This is a genomic window from Rhizobium sp. O111 (assembly GCF_055616315.1).
Genome location: NZ_JBSHXL010000001.1, coordinates 889745 through 909816, shown reverse-complemented (window position 1 = coordinate 909816; position 20072 = coordinate 889745). Strand labels below are relative to the sequence as shown.

Annotated in this window: 23 protein-coding genes; 17 read left to right on the top strand and 6 right to left on the bottom strand. The window is 62.6% G+C overall.

All coding sequences use genetic code 11. From position 1 onward, the window contains the following. Window positions 1-9 precede the first annotated feature (9 nt). Entirely contained in the window at window positions 10-681 is a 672-nt protein-coding gene (locus ACVTFQ_RS04570; RefSeq protein ID WP_409527878.1) for a glycoside hydrolase family 25 protein, read from the bottom strand. Between the two features lie 432 nt (window positions 682-1113). Here ACVTFQ_RS04570 and cysS point away from each other — a divergent pair, with 432 nt between their 5' ends. The 7 genes from cysS (at window position 1114) to cimA (ending at window position 7321) form a co-directional block, all read left to right on the top strand. Then, window positions 1114-2520 (top strand): cysteine--tRNA ligase, encoded by a 1407-nt coding sequence (cysS, locus tag ACVTFQ_RS04565; protein WP_111561099.1) that lies wholly within the window; start codon window positions 1114-1116, stop codon window positions 2518-2520. A gap of 233 nt (window positions 2521-2753) precedes the next feature. After that, window positions 2754-3122 (top strand): endonuclease domain-containing protein, encoded by a 369-nt coding sequence (locus ACVTFQ_RS04560; RefSeq protein WP_111561098.1) that lies wholly within the window; start codon window positions 2754-2756, stop codon window positions 3120-3122. Then, window positions 3119-3598 carry a GFA family protein gene (locus ACVTFQ_RS04555; protein WP_112437295.1) on the top strand — a complete coding sequence of 160 codons (480 nt, stop codon included), beginning with the start codon at window positions 3119-3121 and terminating at the stop codon, window positions 3596-3598. The genes ACVTFQ_RS04560 and ACVTFQ_RS04555 overlap by 4 nt, the downstream gene beginning before the upstream one ends. A 14-nt stretch (window positions 3599-3612) precedes the next feature. Then, window positions 3613-4083 carry a GFA family protein gene (locus ACVTFQ_RS04550; protein WP_111561527.1) on the top strand — a complete coding sequence of 157 codons (471 nt, stop codon included), beginning with the start codon at window positions 3613-3615 and terminating at the stop codon, window positions 4081-4083. Next, a complete protein-coding gene (locus ACVTFQ_RS04545; protein ID WP_111561096.1) occupies window positions 4080-4556 on the top strand; it encodes a GFA family protein in 477 nt (158 codons plus the stop codon). The genes ACVTFQ_RS04550 and ACVTFQ_RS04545 overlap by 4 nt, the downstream gene beginning before the upstream one ends. Beyond that, the gene (gene pip, locus ACVTFQ_RS04540; protein WP_111561095.1) at window positions 4553-5509 is read left to right on the top strand and encodes a prolyl aminopeptidase; all 957 of its coding nucleotides are present in this window, start codon (window positions 4553-4555) and stop codon (window positions 5507-5509) included. The genes ACVTFQ_RS04545 and pip overlap by 4 nt, the downstream gene beginning before the upstream one ends. A 198-nt stretch (window positions 5510-5707) precedes the next feature. Beyond that, the gene (cimA, locus tag ACVTFQ_RS04535) at window positions 5708-7321 is read left to right on the top strand and encodes a citramalate synthase (RefSeq protein ID WP_470423677.1); all 1614 of its coding nucleotides are present in this window, start codon (window positions 5708-5710) and stop codon (window positions 7319-7321) included. A gap of 6 nt (window positions 7322-7327) precedes the next feature. Here the strand turns inward: cimA and ACVTFQ_RS04530 are convergent, their stop codons facing one another. Then, the gene (locus ACVTFQ_RS04530; RefSeq protein WP_111561093.1) at window positions 7328-8227 is read right to left on the bottom strand and encodes a protein-L-isoaspartate O-methyltransferase family protein; all 900 of its coding nucleotides are present in this window, start codon (window positions 8225-8227) and stop codon (window positions 7328-7330) included. Window positions 8228-8317: 90 nt separating this feature from the next. On the opposite strand from ACVTFQ_RS04530, the gene rarD reads away from it, so the two are divergent. Beyond that, complete coding sequence (gene rarD, locus ACVTFQ_RS04525; RefSeq protein WP_112437445.1) at window positions 8318-9232, top strand: EamA family transporter RarD; 915 nt, start codon at window positions 8318-8320, stop codon at window positions 9230-9232. A 10-nt stretch (window positions 9233-9242) separates the two neighbouring features. Here rarD and ACVTFQ_RS04520 read toward each other — a convergent pair whose 3' ends face one another. After that, window positions 9243-9866 carry an LOG family protein gene (locus ACVTFQ_RS04520; protein ID WP_026283057.1) on the bottom strand — a complete coding sequence of 208 codons (624 nt, stop codon included), beginning with the start codon at window positions 9864-9866 and terminating at the stop codon, window positions 9243-9245. A 155-nt stretch (window positions 9867-10021) separates the two neighbouring features. Between ACVTFQ_RS04520 and ACVTFQ_RS04515 the strand changes: the two genes are divergently transcribed. The 5 genes from ACVTFQ_RS04515 (at window position 10022) to ACVTFQ_RS04495 (ending at window position 16077) form a co-directional block, all read left to right on the top strand. After that, a complete protein-coding gene (locus ACVTFQ_RS04515; RefSeq protein WP_111561091.1) occupies window positions 10022-12004 on the top strand; it encodes an Ig-like domain-containing protein in 1983 nt (660 codons plus the stop codon). A gap of 211 nt (window positions 12005-12215) precedes the next feature. Then, a complete protein-coding gene (locus tag ACVTFQ_RS04510) occupies window positions 12216-14093 on the top strand; it encodes an ABCB family ABC transporter ATP-binding protein/permease (RefSeq protein WP_111561090.1) in 1878 nt (625 codons plus the stop codon). A 35-nt stretch (window positions 14094-14128) separates the two neighbouring features. Continuing rightward, window positions 14129-14911: a phosphatidylserine decarboxylase gene (locus tag ACVTFQ_RS04505; protein ID WP_470423676.1), complete on the top strand. Its 783-nt coding sequence runs from the start codon at window positions 14129-14131 to the stop codon at window positions 14909-14911. Window positions 14912-14931: 20 nt separating this feature from the next. Beyond that, window positions 14932-15780, top strand: coding sequence for a CDP-diacylglycerol--serine O-phosphatidyltransferase (gene pssA, locus ACVTFQ_RS04500; RefSeq protein ID WP_018898788.1), 849 nt, complete (start codon window positions 14932-14934; stop codon window positions 15778-15780). A 159-nt stretch (window positions 15781-15939) separates the two neighbouring features. Further along, on the top strand, window positions 15940-16077 hold the full coding sequence (locus ACVTFQ_RS04495; RefSeq protein ID WP_018898789.1) for a hypothetical protein: 138 nt from the start codon (window positions 15940-15942) through the stop codon (window positions 16075-16077). Here ACVTFQ_RS04495 and ACVTFQ_RS04490 read toward each other — a convergent pair whose 3' ends face one another. The 3 genes from ACVTFQ_RS04490 to ACVTFQ_RS04480 all read right to left on the bottom strand — a co-directional run bounded on the left by ACVTFQ_RS04490 (window position 16078) and on the right by ACVTFQ_RS04480 (window position 17884). Next, window positions 16078-16698: a LysE/ArgO family amino acid transporter gene (locus tag ACVTFQ_RS04490; protein WP_111561088.1), complete on the bottom strand. Its 621-nt coding sequence runs from the start codon at window positions 16696-16698 to the stop codon at window positions 16078-16080. A 37-nt stretch (window positions 16699-16735) separates the two neighbouring features. Beyond that, window positions 16736-17500: an SOS response-associated peptidase gene (locus ACVTFQ_RS04485; RefSeq protein WP_111561087.1), complete on the bottom strand. Its 765-nt coding sequence runs from the start codon at window positions 17498-17500 to the stop codon at window positions 16736-16738. 63 nt (window positions 17501-17563) lie between these two features. Continuing rightward, a complete protein-coding gene (locus ACVTFQ_RS04480; protein WP_111561086.1) occupies window positions 17564-17884 on the bottom strand; it encodes a YnfA family protein in 321 nt (106 codons plus the stop codon). A 94-nt stretch (window positions 17885-17978) separates the two neighbouring features. On the opposite strand from ACVTFQ_RS04480, the gene ACVTFQ_RS04475 reads away from it, so the two are divergent. The 4 genes from ACVTFQ_RS04475 (at window position 17979) to ACVTFQ_RS04460 (ending at window position 20012) form a co-directional block, all read left to right on the top strand. Next, complete coding sequence (locus tag ACVTFQ_RS04475; protein ID WP_111561085.1) at window positions 17979-18398, top strand: NUDIX hydrolase; 420 nt, start codon at window positions 17979-17981, stop codon at window positions 18396-18398. Between the two features lie 73 nt (window positions 18399-18471). Continuing rightward, window positions 18472-18903, top strand: a complete 432-nt coding sequence (locus ACVTFQ_RS04470) for a TIGR02301 family protein (RefSeq protein WP_111561526.1) — start codon at window positions 18472-18474, stop codon at window positions 18901-18903. Window positions 18904-19003: 100 nt separating this feature from the next. Then, entirely contained in the window at window positions 19004-19261 is a 258-nt protein-coding gene (locus tag ACVTFQ_RS04465; protein ID WP_018898795.1) for a hypothetical protein, read from the top strand. A gap of 13 nt (window positions 19262-19274) precedes the next feature. Continuing rightward, the gene (locus ACVTFQ_RS04460) at window positions 19275-20012 is read left to right on the top strand and encodes a hypothetical protein (protein ID WP_018898796.1); all 738 of its coding nucleotides are present in this window, start codon (window positions 19275-19277) and stop codon (window positions 20010-20012) included. Window positions 20013-20072 lie beyond the last annotated feature (60 nt).

Sequence of the window (20072 nt, the reverse complement as noted above, 5' to 3'; positions counted from 1 at the left end):
CCGTTTCGGCTACCGCGACGCTTGCGCCGCGGTCTGGAAGAGGCCCGTTAGGTCGGGCTCGTCTGGGCAAAGCGCGTTGAGATCGACAGGGCCTTGGATGCCGGCAAGGCTGGCGGTATCGGCGAACTGCCAGATCGACCATCTCGAGCAATCGCCCGCCGACGGCTCCCCAGCGATGCTTCGCAGCCAGAGATGGTGCGCGGGAAACATCTCCTCATTCCCCTTTAGATATTGATCGAAGAAGGGCTGATCGAGGTAGAAGATCGGCTTGCCGGGATAGGCGCCGTTCAGTTCCACAAAGAAAGCCTGGATCTCGGCGCTCAGTTCCTCGCGTGTCGGCACCTTGCCGCAATTGCCGGTGAATTCGAGATCGATGGCAAGCGGAAGCGTTCCCTGTTCGGAAGGCACCGTCGCCAGCACGTTCTGAGCCTGATCGCGGCCGGGGCGGCAGAAGGTGAAGAAGTGATAGGCGCCCCTGACGATGCCTGCATTCTTTGCCGCCTGCCAATTCTCGGCAAAGCGGGTGTCTCGGTGATCCCCGCCTTCCGTCGCTTTCATGATCGCAAAACGGACATTCGGCTGCGTCGCCAGAGCGTTCCAATCGACCGCGCCCTGATGGTGGCTGATGTCGATGCCCTGGATCGGATAATCGGTGAGCGAGGGAGGAGAGAAAGTGGCCATGGCGCGATCGTATGCCAGATAGGCTGCTGAAGCGACAGCCAGAAGGATGGCGGCAAGCAAGGCCTGATGTATTCGCTTCAATGGTGGCTCCGTTTTGCCTATCGTTCCCATCTGATATAGGGCGGGCTTGAGAGATATCTGGACCGCCCGGCCCTTCGCTTGCGCTCCGGGCGTTCGACGCTGCAATCGATTCGCTGGATCGATTGCTCGGGCTCAGCCCGACCGCGTCTCACCCCCCTTGACCAATGCCCGAAGCCGGGCCATAAAACCCGCCATGAAGACGGTTACCTGCATCATCTGCCGGAAGATTATTCGCTAGCGCGCTCGCTGGCCTGGCCGTTTTCGTCTCCCAATACGCCAAGATGACAAACGCCCCGGCCCGCCGGTCGCGACACGTTGTTTTTCGGATTATGGCATTTTGGGAGAATAGACATGGACGGCCAGTCGGGATCGAAGACGCCGGAACTCAAGCTGTACAACACGCTGACGCGCGAACGGACGGTCTTCGCACCGATCGACGCCGACAATGTGCGCATGTATGTCTGCGGCCCGACCGTCTATGACTTCGCCCATATCGGCAACGCCCGCCCCGTCATCGTCTTCGACGTTCTCTTCCGGCTGCTGAAGCATGTCTATGGCGACGACCACGTCACCTATGCGCGCAACATCACCGACGTCGACGACAAGATCAACGCGCGGGCGCTGCGCGATCATCCGAGCCTCTCGCTCAACGACGCGATCCATGCCGTGACCGAGAAGACGGCGCGGCAGTTCCACGAGGACGTGGCGGCACTCGGCTGCCTCGAGCCATCGGTGGAGCCGCGCGCGACCGACAATATCGCCCAGATGATCGAGATCATCGGGCGGCTGATTGCGCGTGGGCATGCCTATGAGGCCGAGGGCGAGGTGTTGTTCGACACCAAGTCGATGGCGGATTACGGGCAACTTTCCAAGCGCCCGCTCGACGAGCAGCAGGCGGGCGCCCGCATCGCCGTCGACGCGCACAAGAAGAACCCCGGCGACTTCGTTCTCTGGAAGGCCTCCAGCGACAGCGAACCCGGCTGGGAAAGCCCTTGGGGCCGCGGCCGTCCCGGCTGGCACATCGAGTGCTCGGCGATGAGCCAGCGCTATCTCGGCGACGTCTTCGATATCCATGGCGGCGGGCTCGACCTGATCTTCCCGCACCATGAAAACGAGATCGCCCAGTCGCGCTGCGCGCATGGCACCGAGGTGATGGCGAATGTGTGGATGCACAACGGCTTCGTTCAGGTCGAAGGCCGCAAGATGTCGAAGTCGGAAGGCAACTTCATCACCATCAACGAATTGCTGGCAACTGAGAAATTCGGCGGTCGCAAGTGGCCGGGCGCGGTACTTCGCCTCGCCATGCTGATGACGCATTACCGCGAGCCGATCGATTTCTCGGTCAAGCGCCTGGAAGAGGCCGAACGCCTGCTGGCGAAGTGGCCGGCGGCGGACGCCGGCGACGCCGCACCCTCTGAGGCGGTCCTCGGCGCGCTTCGAGACGACCTCAACACGGTGGCTGCCGTGCAGGCGCTGCATGCGCTGGCCCAGGAAGCCAACGCCGACAAATCGCTGCTGCCGACCTACGCCGCCAGTGCCGCCCTGCTCGGTCTTTTGCCCGAGATGGCGGAAATCGACGAGGCGGTGGCGATCGAGATCGACCGGCGCGTGAAGGCGCGGCTGGAACTGCTGAAGGCCAAGAACTTCGCCGAGGCCGACAAGATCCGCGACACGCTGCTGGCCGAGGGCGTGCAGTTGAAGGACGGCAAGGATGCGGCAACCGGCGAGCGGGTGACGACGTGGGAGGTGAAGCGGTAGTCATGTTGAGTGCTGCGGCCTGCGATACCCCCCTCTGCCCTGCCGGGCATCTCCCCCACAAGGGGGGAGATCGGCTGGAAGTGACCGCATGGCCCAGCCATCGACGCTTCGGATTCGCTCGACGTTGCGTTGGGCAGCGTCATCGCTACTATCCAATCTCCCCCCTTGTGGGGGAGATGTCCGGCAGGACAGAGGGGGGTAACGCGCCCGCTGCGCTAACGAAGGAGCATGCCATGACCCATGCCCCCGTTCCCCAGCAGCGCCGCGCCAACGCCAAGCGCATGCGCCAGGCGCTCACAGACGCCGAACTCAAACTCTGGAACGAACTACGGGCCCACAGGCTGATGGGCCTCGGCTTTCGCAGACAGGTTCCCGTCGCCGGCTTCATCGTCGATTTCGCCTGCCCTCAGCATCGGCTTATCGTCGAGATCGATGGCTCGCAGCACGCGCGCGAATCGAACGCTGTCTATGACGAAGGAAGGACGCGTCGCCTCGAGGCCGATCACTGGACAGTCCTGCGCTTCTGGAACGACGACGTGCTGCGCGATGTCGACAATGTCTGCCTGCATATCCTCACGATCATAGGAAGGCACAGCTCATGACCTCAACCTACACCGGCGGCTGCCAGTGCGGCGCGATCCGTTTCCGGGTCCAGGGGACGCTCAAGGACTCCTCGATCTGTCATTGCCGCATGTGCCAGAAGGCATTCGGCGCCTATTATGCGCCGCTGGTATCGGTGCGTGGCGCCGAGCTTGAATGGACGCGGAGCGAGCGGAAGCGGTTTCAGTCGTCGAACGTCGTGGAGCGCGGCTTCTGCGCTGATTGCGGCACACCGCTGACCTATGAGGCGCCGGATGGGATCGCGATTGCCGCCGGTGCCTTCGACGATCCCTCGGCGCTGCCGCCCGTCATCCAGTTCGGCACCGAGCGCAAGATCGATTTCGTCGACCACCTGCACGAACTGCCGGCCCGCGTGACCGAAGACGATGCCGAGTCGGCACCCTTCGTGCTCGATCTCGTTTCCTACCAGCATCCCGACCACGACACCGCAACCTGGCCAGAGGAAAAGCGTCCGTGACGACAACAGCGGCGATGAGTGGAGGATGTCAGTGCGGCGCGGTTCGCTATCGCGCGGCGGGTGAACTCGGCTATCCGCATCTGTGCCATTGCCGCATGTGCCAGAAGGCTTCCGGCAACTACTTCATGCCGCTGGCGGCCGCGAAACGATCCGAGTTTGCGCTGACGCGTGGCGAGCCAGCGTGGTTCCAATCCTCTGACCTCGTGCGGCGCGGCTTTTGCGCGGCCTGCGGGACGCCGCTTTTCTACGACACGCCGGAGGCCGATACCATCAACCTCGTTCTCGGCACGCTCGACGATCCGCAGGCGGTCAAGCCGGTGGCGCAATCGAATACCGGGCTCAAGATGCGCTGGTTTCACGACCTCGACGACCTGCCCATCGAACCCGACGAAGAGACGCCCGATCGCGAAAATGCGATTGCCGCGAGCAACCATCAACATCCCGACCACGACACGGCCGAATGGCCATCTGGAGCATCATCATGAGCGAACCCATCCGAACCGGCGGGTGCCAATGCGGCGCAGTGCGTTTTCGTATCTCGGGCAAGCTCGGGCGACCGTCGATCTGCCATTGCCGGATGTGCCAGAAGCAGTTCGGCGGGTTCTTCTCCGCACTGGTGACGGCGCCCGAAGAGGGCATGGAGTGGACGCGTGGGGCGCCGAGCTACTTCCAGTCGTCCATCAACATCGAGCGCGGCTTCTGCAAGGATTGCGGCACGCCGATGATCTACCGGCATCCCGGCGGGCTTGAGCTTGCGATCGGCACCTTCGACGATCGCAGCGATCTCGCGCCGCAGGTCCAGGTGAACTACGAGGCGCGCATCCCCTGGGTCGAGACGATCTTCGACCAGCCGGTTCATACCGACCCCGATTTCTACGCGCGGCAGGAGGCGATCATCTCCTTCCAGCATCCCGATCACGACACCAATATCTGGCCAGCCCAAGGCGTGAAAATATGACCGAAGTTCTGAGAACGCTCTATCCCGAAATCGAACCCTACGCATCGGGCCATCTCGATGTCGGCGACGGGCATGTGATCTATTGGGAACGCTCGGGCACGCCGGGCGCGAAGCCGGCCGTCTTCCTGCATGGCGGCCCCGGCGGCGGCATCGCGCCGAGCCATCGCCGGTTGTTCGATCCCGCGCTCTACGACGTGACGCTATTCGACCAGCGCGGCTGCGGCCGCTCTACGCCGCATGCCGATCTCAACGCCAACACCACCTGGCATCTCGTTTCAGATATCGAGCGGCTTCGCGAGATGGCGGGCGCCGAGAAGTGGCAGGTTTTCGGCGGTTCCTGGGGATCGACGCTGGCGCTCGCCTATGCCGAGAAATATCCGGAGCGGGTATCGGAGCTGATCGTGCGCGGGATCTATACGCTGACGAGGGCCGAGCTCGACTGGTACTATCAGTTCGGCGTCTCCGAGATGTTTCCGGACAAGTGGGAGCGCTTCATCGCGCCGATCCCCGAGAACGAGCGGCATGAGATGATGCACGCCTACCACCGCCGGCTGACCCATGAGGACAAGGCGGTCAGGCTCGAAGCGGCGAAGGCCTGGAGCATCTGGGAAGGCGAGACGATCACGCTGATGCCGGAGCCTTCGACCAGCGGCAAGTTCGAGGACGCCGAGTTCGCCTATGCCTTCGCGCGCATCGAAAACCACTTCTTCGTCAATGCCGGCTGGATGGAGGAAGGTCAGCTTCTGCGCGACGCCCACAAGCTGAAGGACATTCCCGGTCTCATCGTCCACGGTCGCTACGACATGCCCTGCCCGGCCAAATACGCCTGGGCGCTGCACAAGGCCTGGCCGAAGGCGGATTTCCATCTGATCGAGGGGGCGGGGCATGCCTATTCGGAACCGGGGATTCTCGACAGGCTGATCCGGGCGACGGATATGTTTGCGGGGAAGTAAGGTTCTCCGGAGCAAATGAGCTGACGCTGGTGGGTGTACGCCCCCTCCGCCCTGCCGGGCATCTCCCCCACAGGTGGGGAGATTGGCTGGGCGCACCCGCTCGCCACAAATCGATCTCCCCCCTTGTGGGGGAGATGTCCGGCAGGACAGAGGGGGGGTGCCCCACATGAAAGCATTCAAGGCCTGGGAGGCTTCGCGATGAAAGACCGTATCTATCTCTTCGACACCACGCTGCGCGACGGACAGCAGACGCCGGGCATCGATTTTTCCGTCGAGGACAAGATCGCCATCGCCACCATGCTCGACGAGTTCGGGCTGGATTACATCGAGGGCGGCTACCCGGGCGCGAACCCGACGGATACGGCTTTCTTCAACGAAAAGCGCACCCGCAACGCCTCTTTCGTCGCCTTCGGCATGACCAAGCGCGCCGGTGTTTCGGCCTCCAACGATCCGGGACTGACCGCCCTGCTGCAGGCAAAGAGCGACGCGGTCTGTCTGGTCGCCAAGAGCTGGGACTATCACGTCAAGGTGGCGCTCGGCTGTTCCAACGAGGAGAACCTCGAGAGCATCTCAGAGAGCGTCAAGGCCGTGGTCGCGGCGGGCAAGGAGGCGATGGTCGATTGCGAGCATTTCTTCGACGGCTACAAGGCCAATCCTCAGTATGCGCTCGCCTGCGCCAAGGCGGCCCATGATGCCGGGGCGCGCTGGGTCGTGCTTTGCGACACCAATGGCGGCACGCAGCCGCCCGAGGTTCGCGAAATCGTCGAGGCGGTGATTGCGTCGGGCTTTCCCGGGCACTGTCTTGGCATCCATGCGCACAACGACACCGGCCAGGCGGTCGCCAATTCGCTCGCCGCCGTCGAGGCCGGCGTGCGGCAGATCCAAGGCACGCTCAACGGTATCGGCGAGCGTTGCGGCAACGCCAATCTGGTGACGCTGATCCCGACGCTGGCGCTGAAGGAAACCTATTCCTCGCGCTTCACGACCGCCATCGACCCCGAGCGTCTCCTCAACCTGACGCGGCTGTCGCATGCCTTCGACGAGCTGCTGAACCGCTCGCCCGATCACCAGATGCCCTATGTCGGCGCCTCCGCCTTCGCAACCAAGGCCGGCATCCATGCCTCGGCGCTTCTGAAGGACCCGCGCACCTACGAGCATGTGACGCCGGAAAGCGTCGGCAATTTCCGCAAGGTCATGGTGTCGGACCAGGGTGGCAAGGCGAATTTCATCAACGCGCTGAAGCGGCGCGGCATCGAGGTCGGCAAGGACGATCCGAAGCTCGACCGGCTGATCTCGCTGGTAAAGGACCGCGAGGCTTCCGGCTATGCCTATGAGGGTGCGGATGCCAGCTTCGAGCTCTTGGCGCGCCGCACGCTCGGCACGATCCCCGAGTTCTTCTCAGTCGAAGGTTTCCGGGTGATGGTCGAGCGCCGCTTCGATTCGCATGGGAAGGTGAAGATCGTTTCAGAGGCCGTCGTGAAGCTCAGTGTCGATGGCCAGACCATCATGTCGGTGGCGGAAGGCGATGGCCCGGTCAACGCGCTCGACCTCGCGCTGCGCAAGGATTTCGGCAAGTACCAGCACGAGATCGACGATCTGGTTCTGGCCGACTTCAAGGTGCGTATCCTCAATGGCGGTACGGAAGCGATCACCCGCGTCCTGATCGAATCCACCGATAGCGACGGCGTGCGCTGGTGGACGGTCGGCGTGTCGGAGAACATCATAGACGCCTCGTTCCAGGCGCTGATGGATTCGGTCATTTATAAGCTGATGAAGAACCGACAGCTGGCGGGAAAGATCGCGGCCGAATAGAAACGCTCAATGGAGCGCCGCCATGACGAGGCCCCAGCGCTCCTGCGAATACCACTCCTGCTCCGTCTTGACCGCATTCCAGCGCAGCGCGTGAATGCGGTTGAGCCCTCCGGCGTGGAAGGCGCGATCAAGCGCGGCATAGGTCGAGAGATCGCCCGAGATCCCCTCGCCCCAGACGAAATTGACCGGCTGCAGGAAACGCGCGCTCAACTCATCCCCCTCCCTGCCGATCAGGAAGAAGGCGGCCTGCGAGGTCACCCCAAGCAGCCGTCCCTCGGCGCCCATGGCGGGCGTGCCGAGCGGAAACAGCAGGCGCCCGCCGTCCGCGAGCCTGTCGATCCAGGGTTCGGCGGGGTGGTGCAGCGCGAAGTTCACATAGACGGCATCCGCCGGCTCGCGGGGCCATTCGAGACCGTCTCCGTGGACCACTTCGACATTGGCGTATCGCTCGAGATTGCGCCTGGCCTGTTGCGCCAACTCCGCATCGAACTCGACGGCCACGACGCGGCCGGTCTCGCCGACGATTTCGGCGATGATGGCGGTGTAATAGCCGCTGCCGGCGCCGATGTGGCAGACCGTCTCGCCCTTGCGCAGCGCGAGCCGGTGCAAGACGCCCGCATGCAGGCTGGGGCTGCCATTGTTGACCTGGCGATCGGCCTGGAGCGCGAAGAGCAGGTCCTGATAGAGAACGACCGGATCGGTTGAGGGCACGTCCACGTAGCGCTTCCAGTCCCGCATCTTCCACGGCGGCGCCCCCAGGAAATCCTCGCGCGGCACAGTGGCGAACGCGTTCAGCAGCGCATCATCCCGATCGACACCGGCTTTGGCCAGCATTTGCACGGCGTATGCGCGGCGGCAGATTTTCAGCTCGGCTTCATCCACGGTCTGATCCTGATAATTCAGCATTAGCGAATATCGCTTCAATGAAATGAATTGGCCTATTCACGGCCTTTGCGCTAATCGGGTGCCAATCATAAGAACCAATGGAAACACCCAATGTCCGCCGATGCAAGCATTCCCCTCGTGAAAAACGAGGACAGTCCGCGTGGCTTCGCCTTCGCGCTTACGGCCTATCTACTCTGGGGCTTCCTGCCGATCTACATGAAGGCGGTCGCGCATATTTCGCCGGCCGAGGTGATCGCGCATCGCATCCTCTGGTCGCTTCCGCTGGCCGGCATCGTGCTCATCGTACTCGGCCGCACGCAGGACATCCGCATCGCGCTGCGCTCTCCGCGCATGCTCGCCATGGCGGCGCTGACGGCATCGCTGATCACGGTCAACTGGGGAACCTATGTCTGGGCGATCGGCGCCGGGCATTCGCTGGATGCGGCACTTGGCTATTTCATCAATCCGCTCTTCAGTATCTTCCTCGGCGCGGTGGTGCTGAAAGAAAAGCTGCGTCCGGCGCAGATCGGCGCGATCGTGCTGGCGGGCCTCGCGGTCGTCGTGCTTGCGGTCGATAGCGGCGGCGTTCCGTGGGTTTCGCTAACGCTGACGATCTCCTGGGGTCTCTACGCGCTGTTTCGCAAGACCCTGCCGCTCGGACCGAACCAGGGATTCTTCCTTGAGGTTCTGATCCTCAGCGTCCCGGCCTTCTTCTACATTCTCTACCTGGAGCTCGGCAGCGGCACGGGCCATCTCTATCGCACGGGCTGGGCGGATACCGCGCTTCTGCTCGGCTGCGGCGTGGTGACGGCGGTACCGTTGATGATCTACGCCAACGGCGCCAAGCTCCTGAAGCTGTCGACGATAGGCATCATGCAGTATATCGCGCCGACGATGATCTTCCTGATCGCCGTCTTCATCTTCAAGGAACCGCTTGGCACCGCGCGCATGATTGCCTTCCCGCTGATCTGGGCGGGGCTTTTCCTCTATACGTGGTCGATGCTGAGAGGCAGTCGGGGGCGATAAGCCCCCGCAATTATAATTTCGAGATAACGGCTTCCTCGCCGTCGCGGTCGCTCGCGACTTCGGCGGCCTGCGCCATGATCGCCGGGATGATCTCTTCGATAGAGTCGATGACCAGCGGCTGCACCCGGTGGGCGGTGTGGATGAAGCCCTCGTCCGTCATGTGGCGCAGGAGCTCCATCATCGGATCCCAGAAACCGTTGATATTGGCGAAGATCATCGGCTTCTCGTGACGGCCGAGCTGCGCCCAGGTCATGATCTCGATGATTTCCTCCAGCGTGCCGATTCCGCCCGGAAGCGCCACGAAGGCATCGGAGCGCTCGAACATCGTATGTTTGCGCGCATGCATGTCAGGCGTTACAATCAACTCGTTGAGCTGGCCGAGGGAGTGGCGGGTCGCCTCCATGTCGATCAAGAATTCGGGAATGATGCCGGTCACCTGACCGCCGTTCGAGAGCGTACCGCTCGCAACCGCCCCCATGATCCCCTTGGTGCCGCCGCCATAGATCAGGCGCAGGCCGTAATCGGCGATCTCCTTGCCCAGCGCGCGGCCGGCGGCCATGTGGCTTGGGTCGCTACCGGGGCGCGAACCGCAATAGACACAGATGGAGCGAATGGAATGAGATTGATCTGTCATGGGAGCAAACAACTATTCTCTCTGGGTCCAGTCAAGAAAAATGACGGAAAACATACATCTTACATTTGCCCGGCTACTTTGACTGCTTGTGCAAAGCAACGGGAATCGCTAGCAATTTCAGGAAGTCTGGCAAGATTGCCGCTTGGGGAGACCTGATGATGAAAAACCGTGCCGGCTTGCTGGCCCTTGCAGTGCTTGTAATCGCAATTCTGTTGATGGTCTTTGTCGTCATGCCGCGTATCGGCGGCGATGCCGGCAAGGTTGGTGACGCAATCAATCAGGCAAGCTCCGAGGTCAAGAAAACCGTAACCGAATCCGCCAAGACCTCGCGTCCGTCGGCCCCCGACGATGCCGCAACCGCGCAGAAGCTCGGCGGCCTGACAACGGCAGCCGGACAGGCACTTGGCGAACTTAAGGCACTGTTTGCCGACGGCAAGGGCCCGACCGACGACGTTTTCGCAAGCGCCAAGACGAAGACTATCGGAGCGCTTCAGGCACTCGCCGATTTCGCGACCCCCGAGGGTACCAACCCGATCACCACAGCCGCGATCGACAAGGCCAAGGCCGGCGCCGCCAAGGCGCTCTCCATCATCCAGGCGCTGCCCGAAAACATCGCTGACGCAGCAGCCGCGATTGCACGTGCCGAAGCCGCCCTCACGGGCGCGCCGGAACCGGCCGCACCTCAGACGCAGGACAACGCCGCACCGGTTGCCGAAGGCCCGAAGCTGCCGACCTTCGACGTGCTGCGTGTCGAGCCCGACGGCTCCACTGTTATCGCCGGTTCCGCCGAGCCGAACAGCAAGCTTGAAATCCTCGACGGCGACAAAGTGCTGATGGGCACCGATGTCGGCGACAATGGCGATTTCGTCGCGGTTCTCGACAATCCGCTTGCCGCCGGGGACCACCAGCTGCAGCTGCGCGCGACTGCCAAGGATGGCAAGGTGACGACCTCGGAAGAGATCGCCACGATCTCGATCCCCAAGGACGGCAATGCATCGCAGCTGCTCGCCATGGTCTCCAAGCCGGGCGCCGCCAGCCGCATCATCACCGCGCCTGGCGTGACGCCTCCGGCAGCAGCCAACAACGCCGCCCCGACCGACGAGGCCTCGGCAGCGCCGCAGGCACAGGCTCCCGCGACAGCGGAGACGGCAACGGCGCCGGCAACAGCAGCCGCACCGGCTGATGTCCGGGTCAATGCCGTCGAAATCGAAGGCGACAAGATCTTCGTCGCCGGCACCGCGAAGCCTCAAGCCAATGTGTTCGGCTATGCCGACGACAAGCTGATCGGCAAGGCCAAGGCCGGCGCGGATGGCCACTTCGTCATCGACGGCGTAATGCCGCTTGCCGTCGGCGACCACAAGATCCGCGTCGATGTCGTCGATGCGGCCGGCAAGGTTCTGGTTCGCGCGTCCGTCAACTTCAACCGCCCCGAAGGCAACCAGGTCACGGTAGCGGCGCAGTCCGGCACATCCACGGGCAACGCGGCGACGCCGATGGTCTCGCTCGACGAAGGCGCGCTCGGCAAGCTGAAGAACGATGCGGCCAAGGCATTCGCGCTTCTGAGCGGCCTGTTCAGCGACGGCAAGGTGCCCGGCAACGAGCAGCTCGCGGCCGCGCGCTCGGCCAACGAGTTCGCGTTGAAGTCGATCGTCGATTTCCGTGCCGCCGCCGATGCGACTGCCGACTTCAAGGAGCGTGTCACCACCGCTTCGATGAAGGCGAGCGATGCGCTGAAGCTGCTGCAATCGCTGCCGCGCGATGCCAGCTCGGTCGGCGCCGCACTCGCCAAGCTCGGCCAGATGGTTGCCGATCTGACGGCGCCGCCGGCTGCACCCGCGGTACCGGCTGCCCCTGCAAACGAGGTTGCGAGCGGCGACGCTGGTCCCGCGACCATCGAGCAGGCGCCGCTGCAGGAGAGCAAGGAAACCGTGATCATCCGCCGTGGCGATACGCTGTGGCAGATCTCGCGCCGCATCTATGGCGCGGGCGTGCGCTACACGACGATCTACGTCGCCAACGAGGACAAGATCGTCAATCCGGATCGCATTCTGCCGGGCCAGGTCTTCGGCCTTCCGAAGGACGCTTTGCCCAACGCGGAAGAGATGCACCGCAAGCGTATGTCGGGCGAGCATCTCTAGGACAGACAGGATTACTGAAGATTACCGGGGGCCGGCGTCGATATGACTGCCGGCCTCTCTTTTCCTTTGATCTTCTTATGTTGTATTGCTCCGCCCGCAACCCTATTTGGCGTTGACGGCGATCATGTCAGGCGGCGGCTTTGCGCTGCTCCCTTCCCCTCTTTGCCGACAACACGACACTTCCAGGGCCTGACGCGGGCCGGAGACATGCATGGCAAACGGCAAGACAGTTTCAGATTCCAATCTGTTGCGGACCCTCTTCAATCTCTGGCCCTACATGTGGCCGACGGGGCGCGGTGATCTGAAGATGCGGGTCGTCTGGGCATCGGTCTACCTGCTCATATCGAAGTTCGTGCTGCTGCTCGTGCCCTATTTCTTCAAGTGGTCGACGGATGCGCTGAACGGCAAGTCCGACCTTGCAGGCAAGGTGCCGGATCTCCTCGTCGGCGCCATCGCGCTCGTCATCGCCTATAACCTCACCCGGCTGATCCAGCTCGGCCTGAACCAGCTGCGCGACGCGCTGTTTGCCAGCGTCGGCCAGTACGCAGTGCGCCAGCTTGCCTACAAGACCTTCGTGCACATGCATGAACTGTCGCTGCGCTTTCACCTGGAGCGCAAGACGGGCGGCCTGTCGCGGATCATCGAGCGCGGGACGAAGGGCATCGAGACGATCGTTCGCTTCACGATCCTGAACTCGGTGCCGACGCTGATCGAGTTCCTGCTCACCGCCATCATATTCTGGTGGGGCTACGGCTTCTCCTATCTGGCGGTCACTGCCTTCACCGTCTGGGCCTATATCTGGTTCACCATCCGGGCCAGCGACTGGCGCATCTCCATCCGCAAGACGATGAACGACAGCGATACGGACGCCAATACCAAGGCGATCGATTCGCTTCTGAACTTCGAGACGGTCAAATATTTCGGCAATGAGGACATGGAGGCCAAGCGCTTCGATTCCTCGATGGCGCGCTACGAGAAGGCTGCGACCAGCGTCTGGACGTCGCTCGGCTGGCTCAACTTCGGCCAGGGCGTCATCTTCGGCCTCGGCACAACAGTGATGCTCATCCTCTCGGCGCTGGCCGTGCAGCGCGGCGAGCAGACCGTCGGCGACTTCGTCTTCGTCAACGCCATGCTGCTGCAGCTTTCCGTGCCGCTCAACTTCATCGGCTTCGTCTATCGCGAAATCCGCCAGGGCCTGACCGATATCGAGCAGATGTTCGACCTGCTCGAGGTACAGGCCGAGGTGAAGGACGCCCCCGATGCGAAGCCGCTGAACATCGAGCAGGGCGCCATCTCGTTCAAGGACGTGCATTTCGCCTACGACCCGGCGCGCCCGATCCTGAAGGGGATTTCGTTCGACGTGCCGGCTGGGAAGACGGTGGCGATCGTCGGACCGTCAGGGGCCGGCAAGTCGACCATGTCGCGGCTGCTCTATCGCTTCTATGACATCCAGAGCGGCTCCATCACCGTCGATGGCCAGGATGTGCGTGGGGTCACGCAGAAGAGCCTGCGCACCGCGATCGGCATGGTGCCGCAGGATACCGTGCTCTTCAACGACACGGTTGCCTACAACATCCGCTACGGCCGGCCTTCGGCCACCGAGGCGGAGGTGAAGACCGCGGCCGAGATCGCGCAGATCGCCCACTTCATCGACCTTCTGCCTGAAGGGTTCAACACCATGGTCGGCGAGCGCGGATTGAAGCTTTCGGGCGGCGAGAAGCAGCGCGTGGCCATTGCCCGCACGATCCTGAAGGCCCCGCCGATCCTCATCCTCGACGAGGCGACATCCGCACTCGACACGACGACGGAACGCGAGATCCAGACCGCGCTCGACGTCGTCTCGAAGAACCGCACGACGCTTGTTATCGCTCACCGTCTTTCGACCGTGATCGGCGCCGATGAGATCATCGTGCTCAAGGCCGGCGAGATTGCCGAGCGCGGGACGCATGCCGAACTGTTGCTGAAGAACGGCCTCTACGCATCCATGTGGAGCCGCCAGCGCGAGGCGACGCAGGCCGAGGAACATCTGAAGCAGGTCCGCGAGAACGACGATCTCGGCGTGGTCAACCGGCTGGCGCCTGCCACCTGAGCCCGCAGACGCTTGCCGTTCATCAGCAAGCTTAGATGTGCATGAGAGGGCATCGGCATTGCCCCCAAGAGTGTTTCCCTGTAACCAGCGGAAACGAAAACGCTAGGAGAGCGGCATACATGAGCTTGTTCAATACGGTACGCAACACGATCGTTCCGGTGCACAAGGAAGGTTATCCCTTCATCGCGGCCTTCTTCGTGGCCTCCCTCATTCTCGGCTGGATCTTCAAGCCGCTGTTCTGGATCGGCCTGATCCTGACGCTGTGGTGCGCCTATTTCTTCCGTGATCCGGAGCGCATGACGCCGCAGGACGACGATCTGGTGATCTCGCCCGCGGACGGCAAGGTGTCCTCCGTGCAAATGGTCGTGCCGCCGGCGGAGTTGAACCTCGGTTCGGCGCCGATGCTGCGCATCTCCGTCTTCATGAACGTCTTCAACTGCCATGTGAACCGCGCCCCGATGCGCGGCCGCATCGTCAGCGTCAATTACCGCTCGGGAAGCTTCGTCAACGCCGAGCTCGACAAGGCCAGCGAAGACAACGAGCGCAACGGCCTCGTCATCGAGACAGCCCACGGCCAGATCGGCGTCGTGCAGATCGCCGGCCTCGTGGCGCGCCGCATTCTCTGCTGGGCCAATGCCAACGAACCGCTGGATGCCGGTGAGCGCTTCGGCCTGATCCGCTTCGGCTCGCGCCTCGACGTTTTCCTTCCCGAGGGCGCGCAGCCGCGCGTGACACTCGGCCAGACGGCAATCGCAGGTGAAACGGTGCTGGCCGAATTCGGCTCCGCCAAGGGCCCTGTCGTCAGCCGCCGCGCCTGAGAACCACTAGGAGCGCGATCATGGAAACGCCCTTCCCGCCTTTCGAACCCAATGGCCCACCCGATGATTCGGGACGTGGGCCACGGCTTCGCGAGATTCCGTTGCGGCTGGTCGTTCCCAACCTGATCACAATTCTCGCGATCTGCGCCGGCCTGACCGGCATTCGGCTTGCCTTCGAGAATCGTTACGAGCTTGCCGTCGGCATGGTGCTGGTCGCCGCGTTCCTCGATGGTATCGATGGGCGCGTTGCGCGGCTGATGAAGGCGACTTCGAAGTTCGGCGCGCAGATGGATTCGCTGGCCGATATCGTCAATTTCGGTGTGGCACCGGCGCTGGTCGTCTATGTCTTTGCGCTAGACCAGGCGCGTTCGCTCGGTTGGATCGCGGCTCTCATCTATGCCATCGCTGCCGGCCTGCGCCTGGCGCGCTTCAACGTCATGTCGGAGCGCGAGAACAAGGCGAGCTGGCAGTCGGAATATTTCGTCGGCGTGCCGGCGCCTGCCGGCGCCATGCTGGTGCTTCTGCCGGTCTATCTCGGCTTCCTCGGGATGACGACCGACAAGACCTTCGGCTATCTCTCCGCCGCCTATACGGTGCTTATCGCCTTCCTGCTGATCAGCCGCCTGCCGGTCTGGTCGGGCAAATCGGAAGGCACCAAGCTTCGGCGTGATCTTGTGCTGCCGATGATGCTTGGCGTGGTGCTTTATGTCGCCATGCTGTCGAGCTTCACGTGGGAAGTCATGTCGCTCACCGCCGTGGTCTACCTCTGCACGCTGCCGTTCGGCGCGCGCAAGTGGAAGCGCAAATACGGGACGCTGACGATCGAAGAGCCGGGTGTCGGCGAAGACGATATCGGCCGTCACATCTGACGTACCCCCAACAATCCTGACCTGTCCCGCTTCGCTCAAGGCTCGCGAATTATGGTTTGGCGACACAAATCATGATGTGTCTTGCCTCCATTTTGTCGCTATTTCGGGCAAAAGAGCAATAAATATAAGAGTCTAGGGACAGAAGTTAAGGAGAGTAACGTGACCCCGAAGAAGACGAATGTGGAACAGCCTGCAAAGACCGATCTCAGCGCGCACTACCGCCCGCTCGGCCTGAAGGCTGTTCTGGCTGCAGCGCTGATGCTGAAGAAGCCGGCGCTCGCCAAGAAGATCGCCTGATCACGACATCAGGACACGGGCGCCGAGGCTGATGGCCAGAAGCGCCATGACGATGCCGATGAGCACGTCGAGAACCCGCCATGCGGCGGGTTTGGCAAAGACCGGTTGCAGCAGACGCGCACCGTAGCCCAGACCAAAAAACCAGATGAATGACGCAGCCGCGGCCCCAAGGCCGTAAGCCAGGCGATCCACGCCGTGATAGGCGGCCGACAAGCTGCCGAGCAGGACGACCGTGTCGAGATAGACGTGCGGATTGAGGAAGGTAAAGGCCAGGCACGTGGCCACAGCCGCCTTCAGCCCCAGCGGCTCAGGCGTACCCGCCTCGATCGCGCCGGGCTGAAGCGCGCGCCGGAACGCCATGAACGAGTAAGTGCCGAGAAACAGCATGCCGCCGAGGCTGACGGCGATAATCAGCGTCGGCGATTGCGAGACGAGCGTGCCGAGACCGGCGACGCCTGCGGCAATCAATAGGGCATCCGACAGCGCGCAGATCAGGCACAGCACGAAGACATGCGAGCGCAGCAGTCCCTGCCGCAGAATGAAGGCATTCTGGGCGCCGATGGCGATGATGAGGGAAGCGCCGAGGAAGAGGCCTGAGAGCGCGGCCGAAATGGAGAACATGTGATTTTCCGGATGTGACTGCGGTGGGGATATCGAATCAGAAGAAGCTGAGCTGGCCGTCATCCGGCTTTTTCTTGTCAGCGGGCGGCAGCGGCTTTTCCAGCGGCACTGGGGTCTGCAGGTCCTCGCCCATATTGGCCACGTTGTTGACCTTGTCGGAGACCGGTATCGCCTCGAAGAAATCCTCCTCGACCGGCCGCATGAGATCGGCCACCTCGCGCGGTTCCTGCGTCTTGCAATCCAGCCAGCGGGCGAAGTCCTCGGGCTTGATGACCACGGGCATGCGGTCGTGGATCGGGGCCATGGCGGCATTGGCTGATGTGGTCAGAATCGCGCCGGTATCCACTTCGGAGCCATCGGCCGAGGACCATGTTTCCATGAGCCCTGCAAAGGCGACCACGCCGCCGTGACGCGGCTTGATCCAATAGGCCTGCGATTTCTCGCCGCTCTGCTTGGAAGGGCGATGCCATTCGTAAAAGCCGGAGGCGGGAATGAGCACGCGGCGATGGCGCATGGCGGCGCGGAACGACGCCTTGCCGATCGCTGTTTCCGAGCGGGCGTTGATGAGAAGCGGAAACGCCTTGGGGTCTTTCACCCAGCCCGGCGTAAAGCCCCAGCGAACGAGAAGCGCACGACGGTCCGGCAGGTTGCTTCCCCTCTCCTGTCCCTCGCCCGAGACGACCACGAGAATCGGCTGAGTCGGCGCGATGTTGAAGCGCGCGGGAAAATCCTCAAGGTCGAGGATACCCAGAACTTCCTTCAACTCCTCGGGGGATATGGTCAGGGCGTAGCGTCCACACATGCCAATCTATTTGCACCCTGCCCTTTCAGGGTCAAGAGAACGGCCAGTTATGGTCCCGTCGGTTCAGCCTCTCGGTGCGAAGAGGATGATCGCAGTGCCCGCGAGGCAGACAATAGCGCCGCTGATGTCCCATCTGTCAGGCACGCGGTGCTCGACAAGCCACAGCCAGATCAGCGACGCCACGATGTAGATGCCGCCATAGGCCGCGAAGGTGCGGCCCGCCGCTTCGCTCGGCACCAGCGTCAGGAGCCAGGCGAACAGCGCCAGCGACACCATGCCGGGCGCCAGCCACCAGATCGGCTTTCCCATGCGCAGCCATGCCCAGAAAGCGAAGCAACCGGCAATCTCGAAGAGGGCCGCGGCGGCGTAGATGATATAAGTCACGGCACGTGCCTTCGAATCGCTTGGATCAGATTGTTTTCCTGAGTGAGATAGGCACGCGACGGCGATCACCGGCAAGCAACAAACGGCATTTCTGATGACTTCCAATCCGACAGCTGCATCTTCCGCGATTCTCGAGCGCGACGGACGGTTTCTGCTGGTGCTCCGGCGCAATCCGCCATCGGCGGATATGTACGCCTTTCCCGGCGGCAGAGCGGAGCCTGGGGAAACCCCTGATCAGACCGCGTTGCGCGAGTTCGAGGAGGAGACGGGTATCCGTGCCCGCAACCCAAAGATCTTCGCCACCTACGATCTGAAGCAGCACGGCGCCGACGGACGGCTGACCAGCCACTTCTTTCTCTCGGTTTTCCGCGTCGAGGCCGATGCCGATTCGGCTGCCGTGGCGGCCGACGATGCGGTGGCGCTCGGCTGGTTCACGGTCGATGAGATTCGCCGGCTGCCGACGCCGCAAAGTGTGCTTGAGTGCGCCGAACGGCTGGCAGCAGCCCGGAAGTGAGGAAGGGGAATAAGCAAGGGGAAAGGCAACCCCGCACCTTGTCGCCGTCACCTTCCGGGTGTCCAATACGCACATGATTCCCCTTCGCCGCGTTTTGTTGTGTGTTGTTCTTGGCGTCTCCACGGCGATACCGACATTTGTCTCGGCGCAGGGGCCGACAGCGGTTGCGCCCGATGAATCGGTCGCGCCTAAGGATGTCACCGTTCCCTATGACGACAAGCTTGGCCGGTTGGCCGAGGTGCTCGGGTCGGTGCATTATCTGAGAACGCTCTGCAAGGCTCAGAACGGCGAGGAATGGCGCGCGCGAATGCAGCAACTGCTTGATTCTGAAGCGAAAGATGAGCCCGCACGGAAAGAGAAACTGACGGCGGCGTTCAATCGCGGATACCGCGCCTTTGCCTCCGTTTATACCGATTGCACACCGGCGGCGATCATGGCAGAAGAACGCTACCGTAACGAAGGCGCAACACTCGCCACGGAAATTACGTCACGCTTTGGAAATTAACGATAAATTAACCTCTTTTTACAGGGGGACGTGTCGTTTTGGGAAAAGGCTGATAGTGTTGTTAACCAGACAGTAAGGCATGCAGTTCGAGGAAAAGCTAATGGAACCGAGCCTCAACGACATCGACGACATGATCGTCCACGAAAAGATGCAGGCGGCGCTGGAGTACCATAACGAAGCCTGGGCCGACGGCATGGCCGACGGTATCGAACCCGAGATCATCGCCGACACGGCAATCATTCACGCGCTTCGCGAAACCATCCGCCTGCACGGCGAAAAGAACGCGGAAGCCTTGCTGGAATCGTTGCGAGAACGCATGCTGGCCGGTGAGTTTTCTCCGACCCGCACCCTGCAATAACACAGAGAGTTCCATGCGCACCGATATGAACAATGCTTCGCGGCCCGCGATCGCGCCGCTTTTGCTTGCAATCAGCCTCGGTGCCAGCAGCCTGATGAGCGCCCCATCGGCGTTTGCGCTGTCAGAGTTGCAAAAGACCCCCACCGCTTCCGACGGCACATCCACCGACAAGCCACCGAGCGCGCCCGACGCATCGTCAGGCGTGCCCGCGCCTGGCCCTGTGATCAGCAAGCCGGCGGGCCAGAGCCCCGACACGACGCCTGGCGCACAGGACAGCTCGAAGCCGGTCGAGGTTCTCTACGACATCAGCAAGGTGCCGGAACCGGTTCGCCACATGCGCGAGCAGATCGTCGAAGCGGCCGCCTCCGGCGATCTCGAGCGGCTGCGGCCGCTGTTCGGCACTGGCGCGACACAGACGCAGGTCAGCGTCGGTGAAGCAACCGACGATCCGATCGGCGCCCTGAAGGATCTCTCGGGCGACCCCGATGGCGACGAGATCCTGGCGATCATTCTCGACATCATCTCGACGGGCTTCGTCCATGTCGGACAGGGCACCCCCGACGAGATGTATGTCTGGCCTTACTTTGCTGAGAAAGACCTGAAAAAGCTGACGCCGCCCGAGCGCGTCGAGCTCTTGCGCATCGTCACCGCCGGCGATCTTGCGGACATGCAGGAATTCGGCGGCTACAATTTCTATCGCCTCGGCATCACCGCCGACGGCAAATGGAAGTTCTTCACCGCCGGCGACTGATGCTTGCGATCCCCGTTCCGACGACATACTTCTGAGCGATAACAACGCGACAGGTGCGCC

Coding starts and splice junctions, on each gene's coding strand:
- ACVTFQ_RS04570 (WP_409527878.1), bottom strand. CDS start 681: ATGGCCACTTTCTCTCCTCCCTCGCTCACCGATTATCCGATCCAGGGC.
- cysS (WP_111561099.1), top strand. CDS start 1,114: ATGGACGGCCAGTCGGGATCGAAGACGCCGGAACTCAAGCTGTACAAC.
- ACVTFQ_RS04560 (WP_111561098.1), top strand. CDS start 2,754: ATGACCCATGCCCCCGTTCCCCAGCAGCGCCGCGCCAACGCCAAGCGC.
- ACVTFQ_RS04555 (WP_112437295.1), top strand. CDS start 3,119: ATGACCTCAACCTACACCGGCGGCTGCCAGTGCGGCGCGATCCGTTTC.
- ACVTFQ_RS04550 (WP_111561527.1), top strand. CDS start 3,613: ATGAGTGGAGGATGTCAGTGCGGCGCGGTTCGCTATCGCGCGGCGGGT.
- ACVTFQ_RS04545 (WP_111561096.1), top strand. CDS start 4,080: ATGAGCGAACCCATCCGAACCGGCGGGTGCCAATGCGGCGCAGTGCGT.
- pip (WP_111561095.1), top strand. CDS start 4,553: ATGACCGAAGTTCTGAGAACGCTCTATCCCGAAATCGAACCCTACGCA.
- cimA (WP_470423677.1), top strand. CDS start 5,708: ATGAAAGACCGTATCTATCTCTTCGACACCACGCTGCGCGACGGACAG.
- ACVTFQ_RS04530 (WP_111561093.1), bottom strand. CDS start 8,227: ATGCTGAATTATCAGGATCAGACCGTGGATGAAGCCGAGCTGAAAATC.
- rarD (WP_112437445.1), top strand. CDS start 8,318: ATGTCCGCCGATGCAAGCATTCCCCTCGTGAAAAACGAGGACAGTCCG.
- ACVTFQ_RS04520 (WP_026283057.1), bottom strand. CDS start 9,866: ATGACAGATCAATCTCATTCCATTCGCTCCATCTGTGTCTATTGCGGT.
- ACVTFQ_RS04515 (WP_111561091.1), top strand. CDS start 10,022: ATGATGAAAAACCGTGCCGGCTTGCTGGCCCTTGCAGTGCTTGTAATC.
- ACVTFQ_RS04510 (WP_111561090.1), top strand. CDS start 12,216: ATGGCAAACGGCAAGACAGTTTCAGATTCCAATCTGTTGCGGACCCTC.
- ACVTFQ_RS04505 (WP_470423676.1), top strand. CDS start 14,129: ATGTGCATGAGAGGGCATCGGCATTGCCCCCAAGAGTGTTTCCCTGTA.
- pssA (WP_018898788.1), top strand. CDS start 14,932: ATGGAAACGCCCTTCCCGCCTTTCGAACCCAATGGCCCACCCGATGAT.
- ACVTFQ_RS04490 (WP_111561088.1), bottom strand. CDS start 16,698: ATGTTCTCCATTTCGGCCGCGCTCTCAGGCCTCTTCCTCGGCGCTTCC.
- ACVTFQ_RS04485 (WP_111561087.1), bottom strand. CDS start 17,500: ATGTGTGGACGCTACGCCCTGACCATATCCCCCGAGGAGTTGAAGGAA.
- ACVTFQ_RS04475 (WP_111561085.1), top strand. CDS start 17,979: ATGACTTCCAATCCGACAGCTGCATCTTCCGCGATTCTCGAGCGCGAC.
- ACVTFQ_RS04470 (WP_111561526.1), top strand. CDS start 18,472: ATGATTCCCCTTCGCCGCGTTTTGTTGTGTGTTGTTCTTGGCGTCTCC.
- ACVTFQ_RS04465 (WP_018898795.1), top strand. CDS start 19,004: ATGGAACCGAGCCTCAACGACATCGACGACATGATCGTCCACGAAAAG.
- ACVTFQ_RS04460 (WP_018898796.1), top strand. CDS start 19,275: ATGCGCACCGATATGAACAATGCTTCGCGGCCCGCGATCGCGCCGCTT.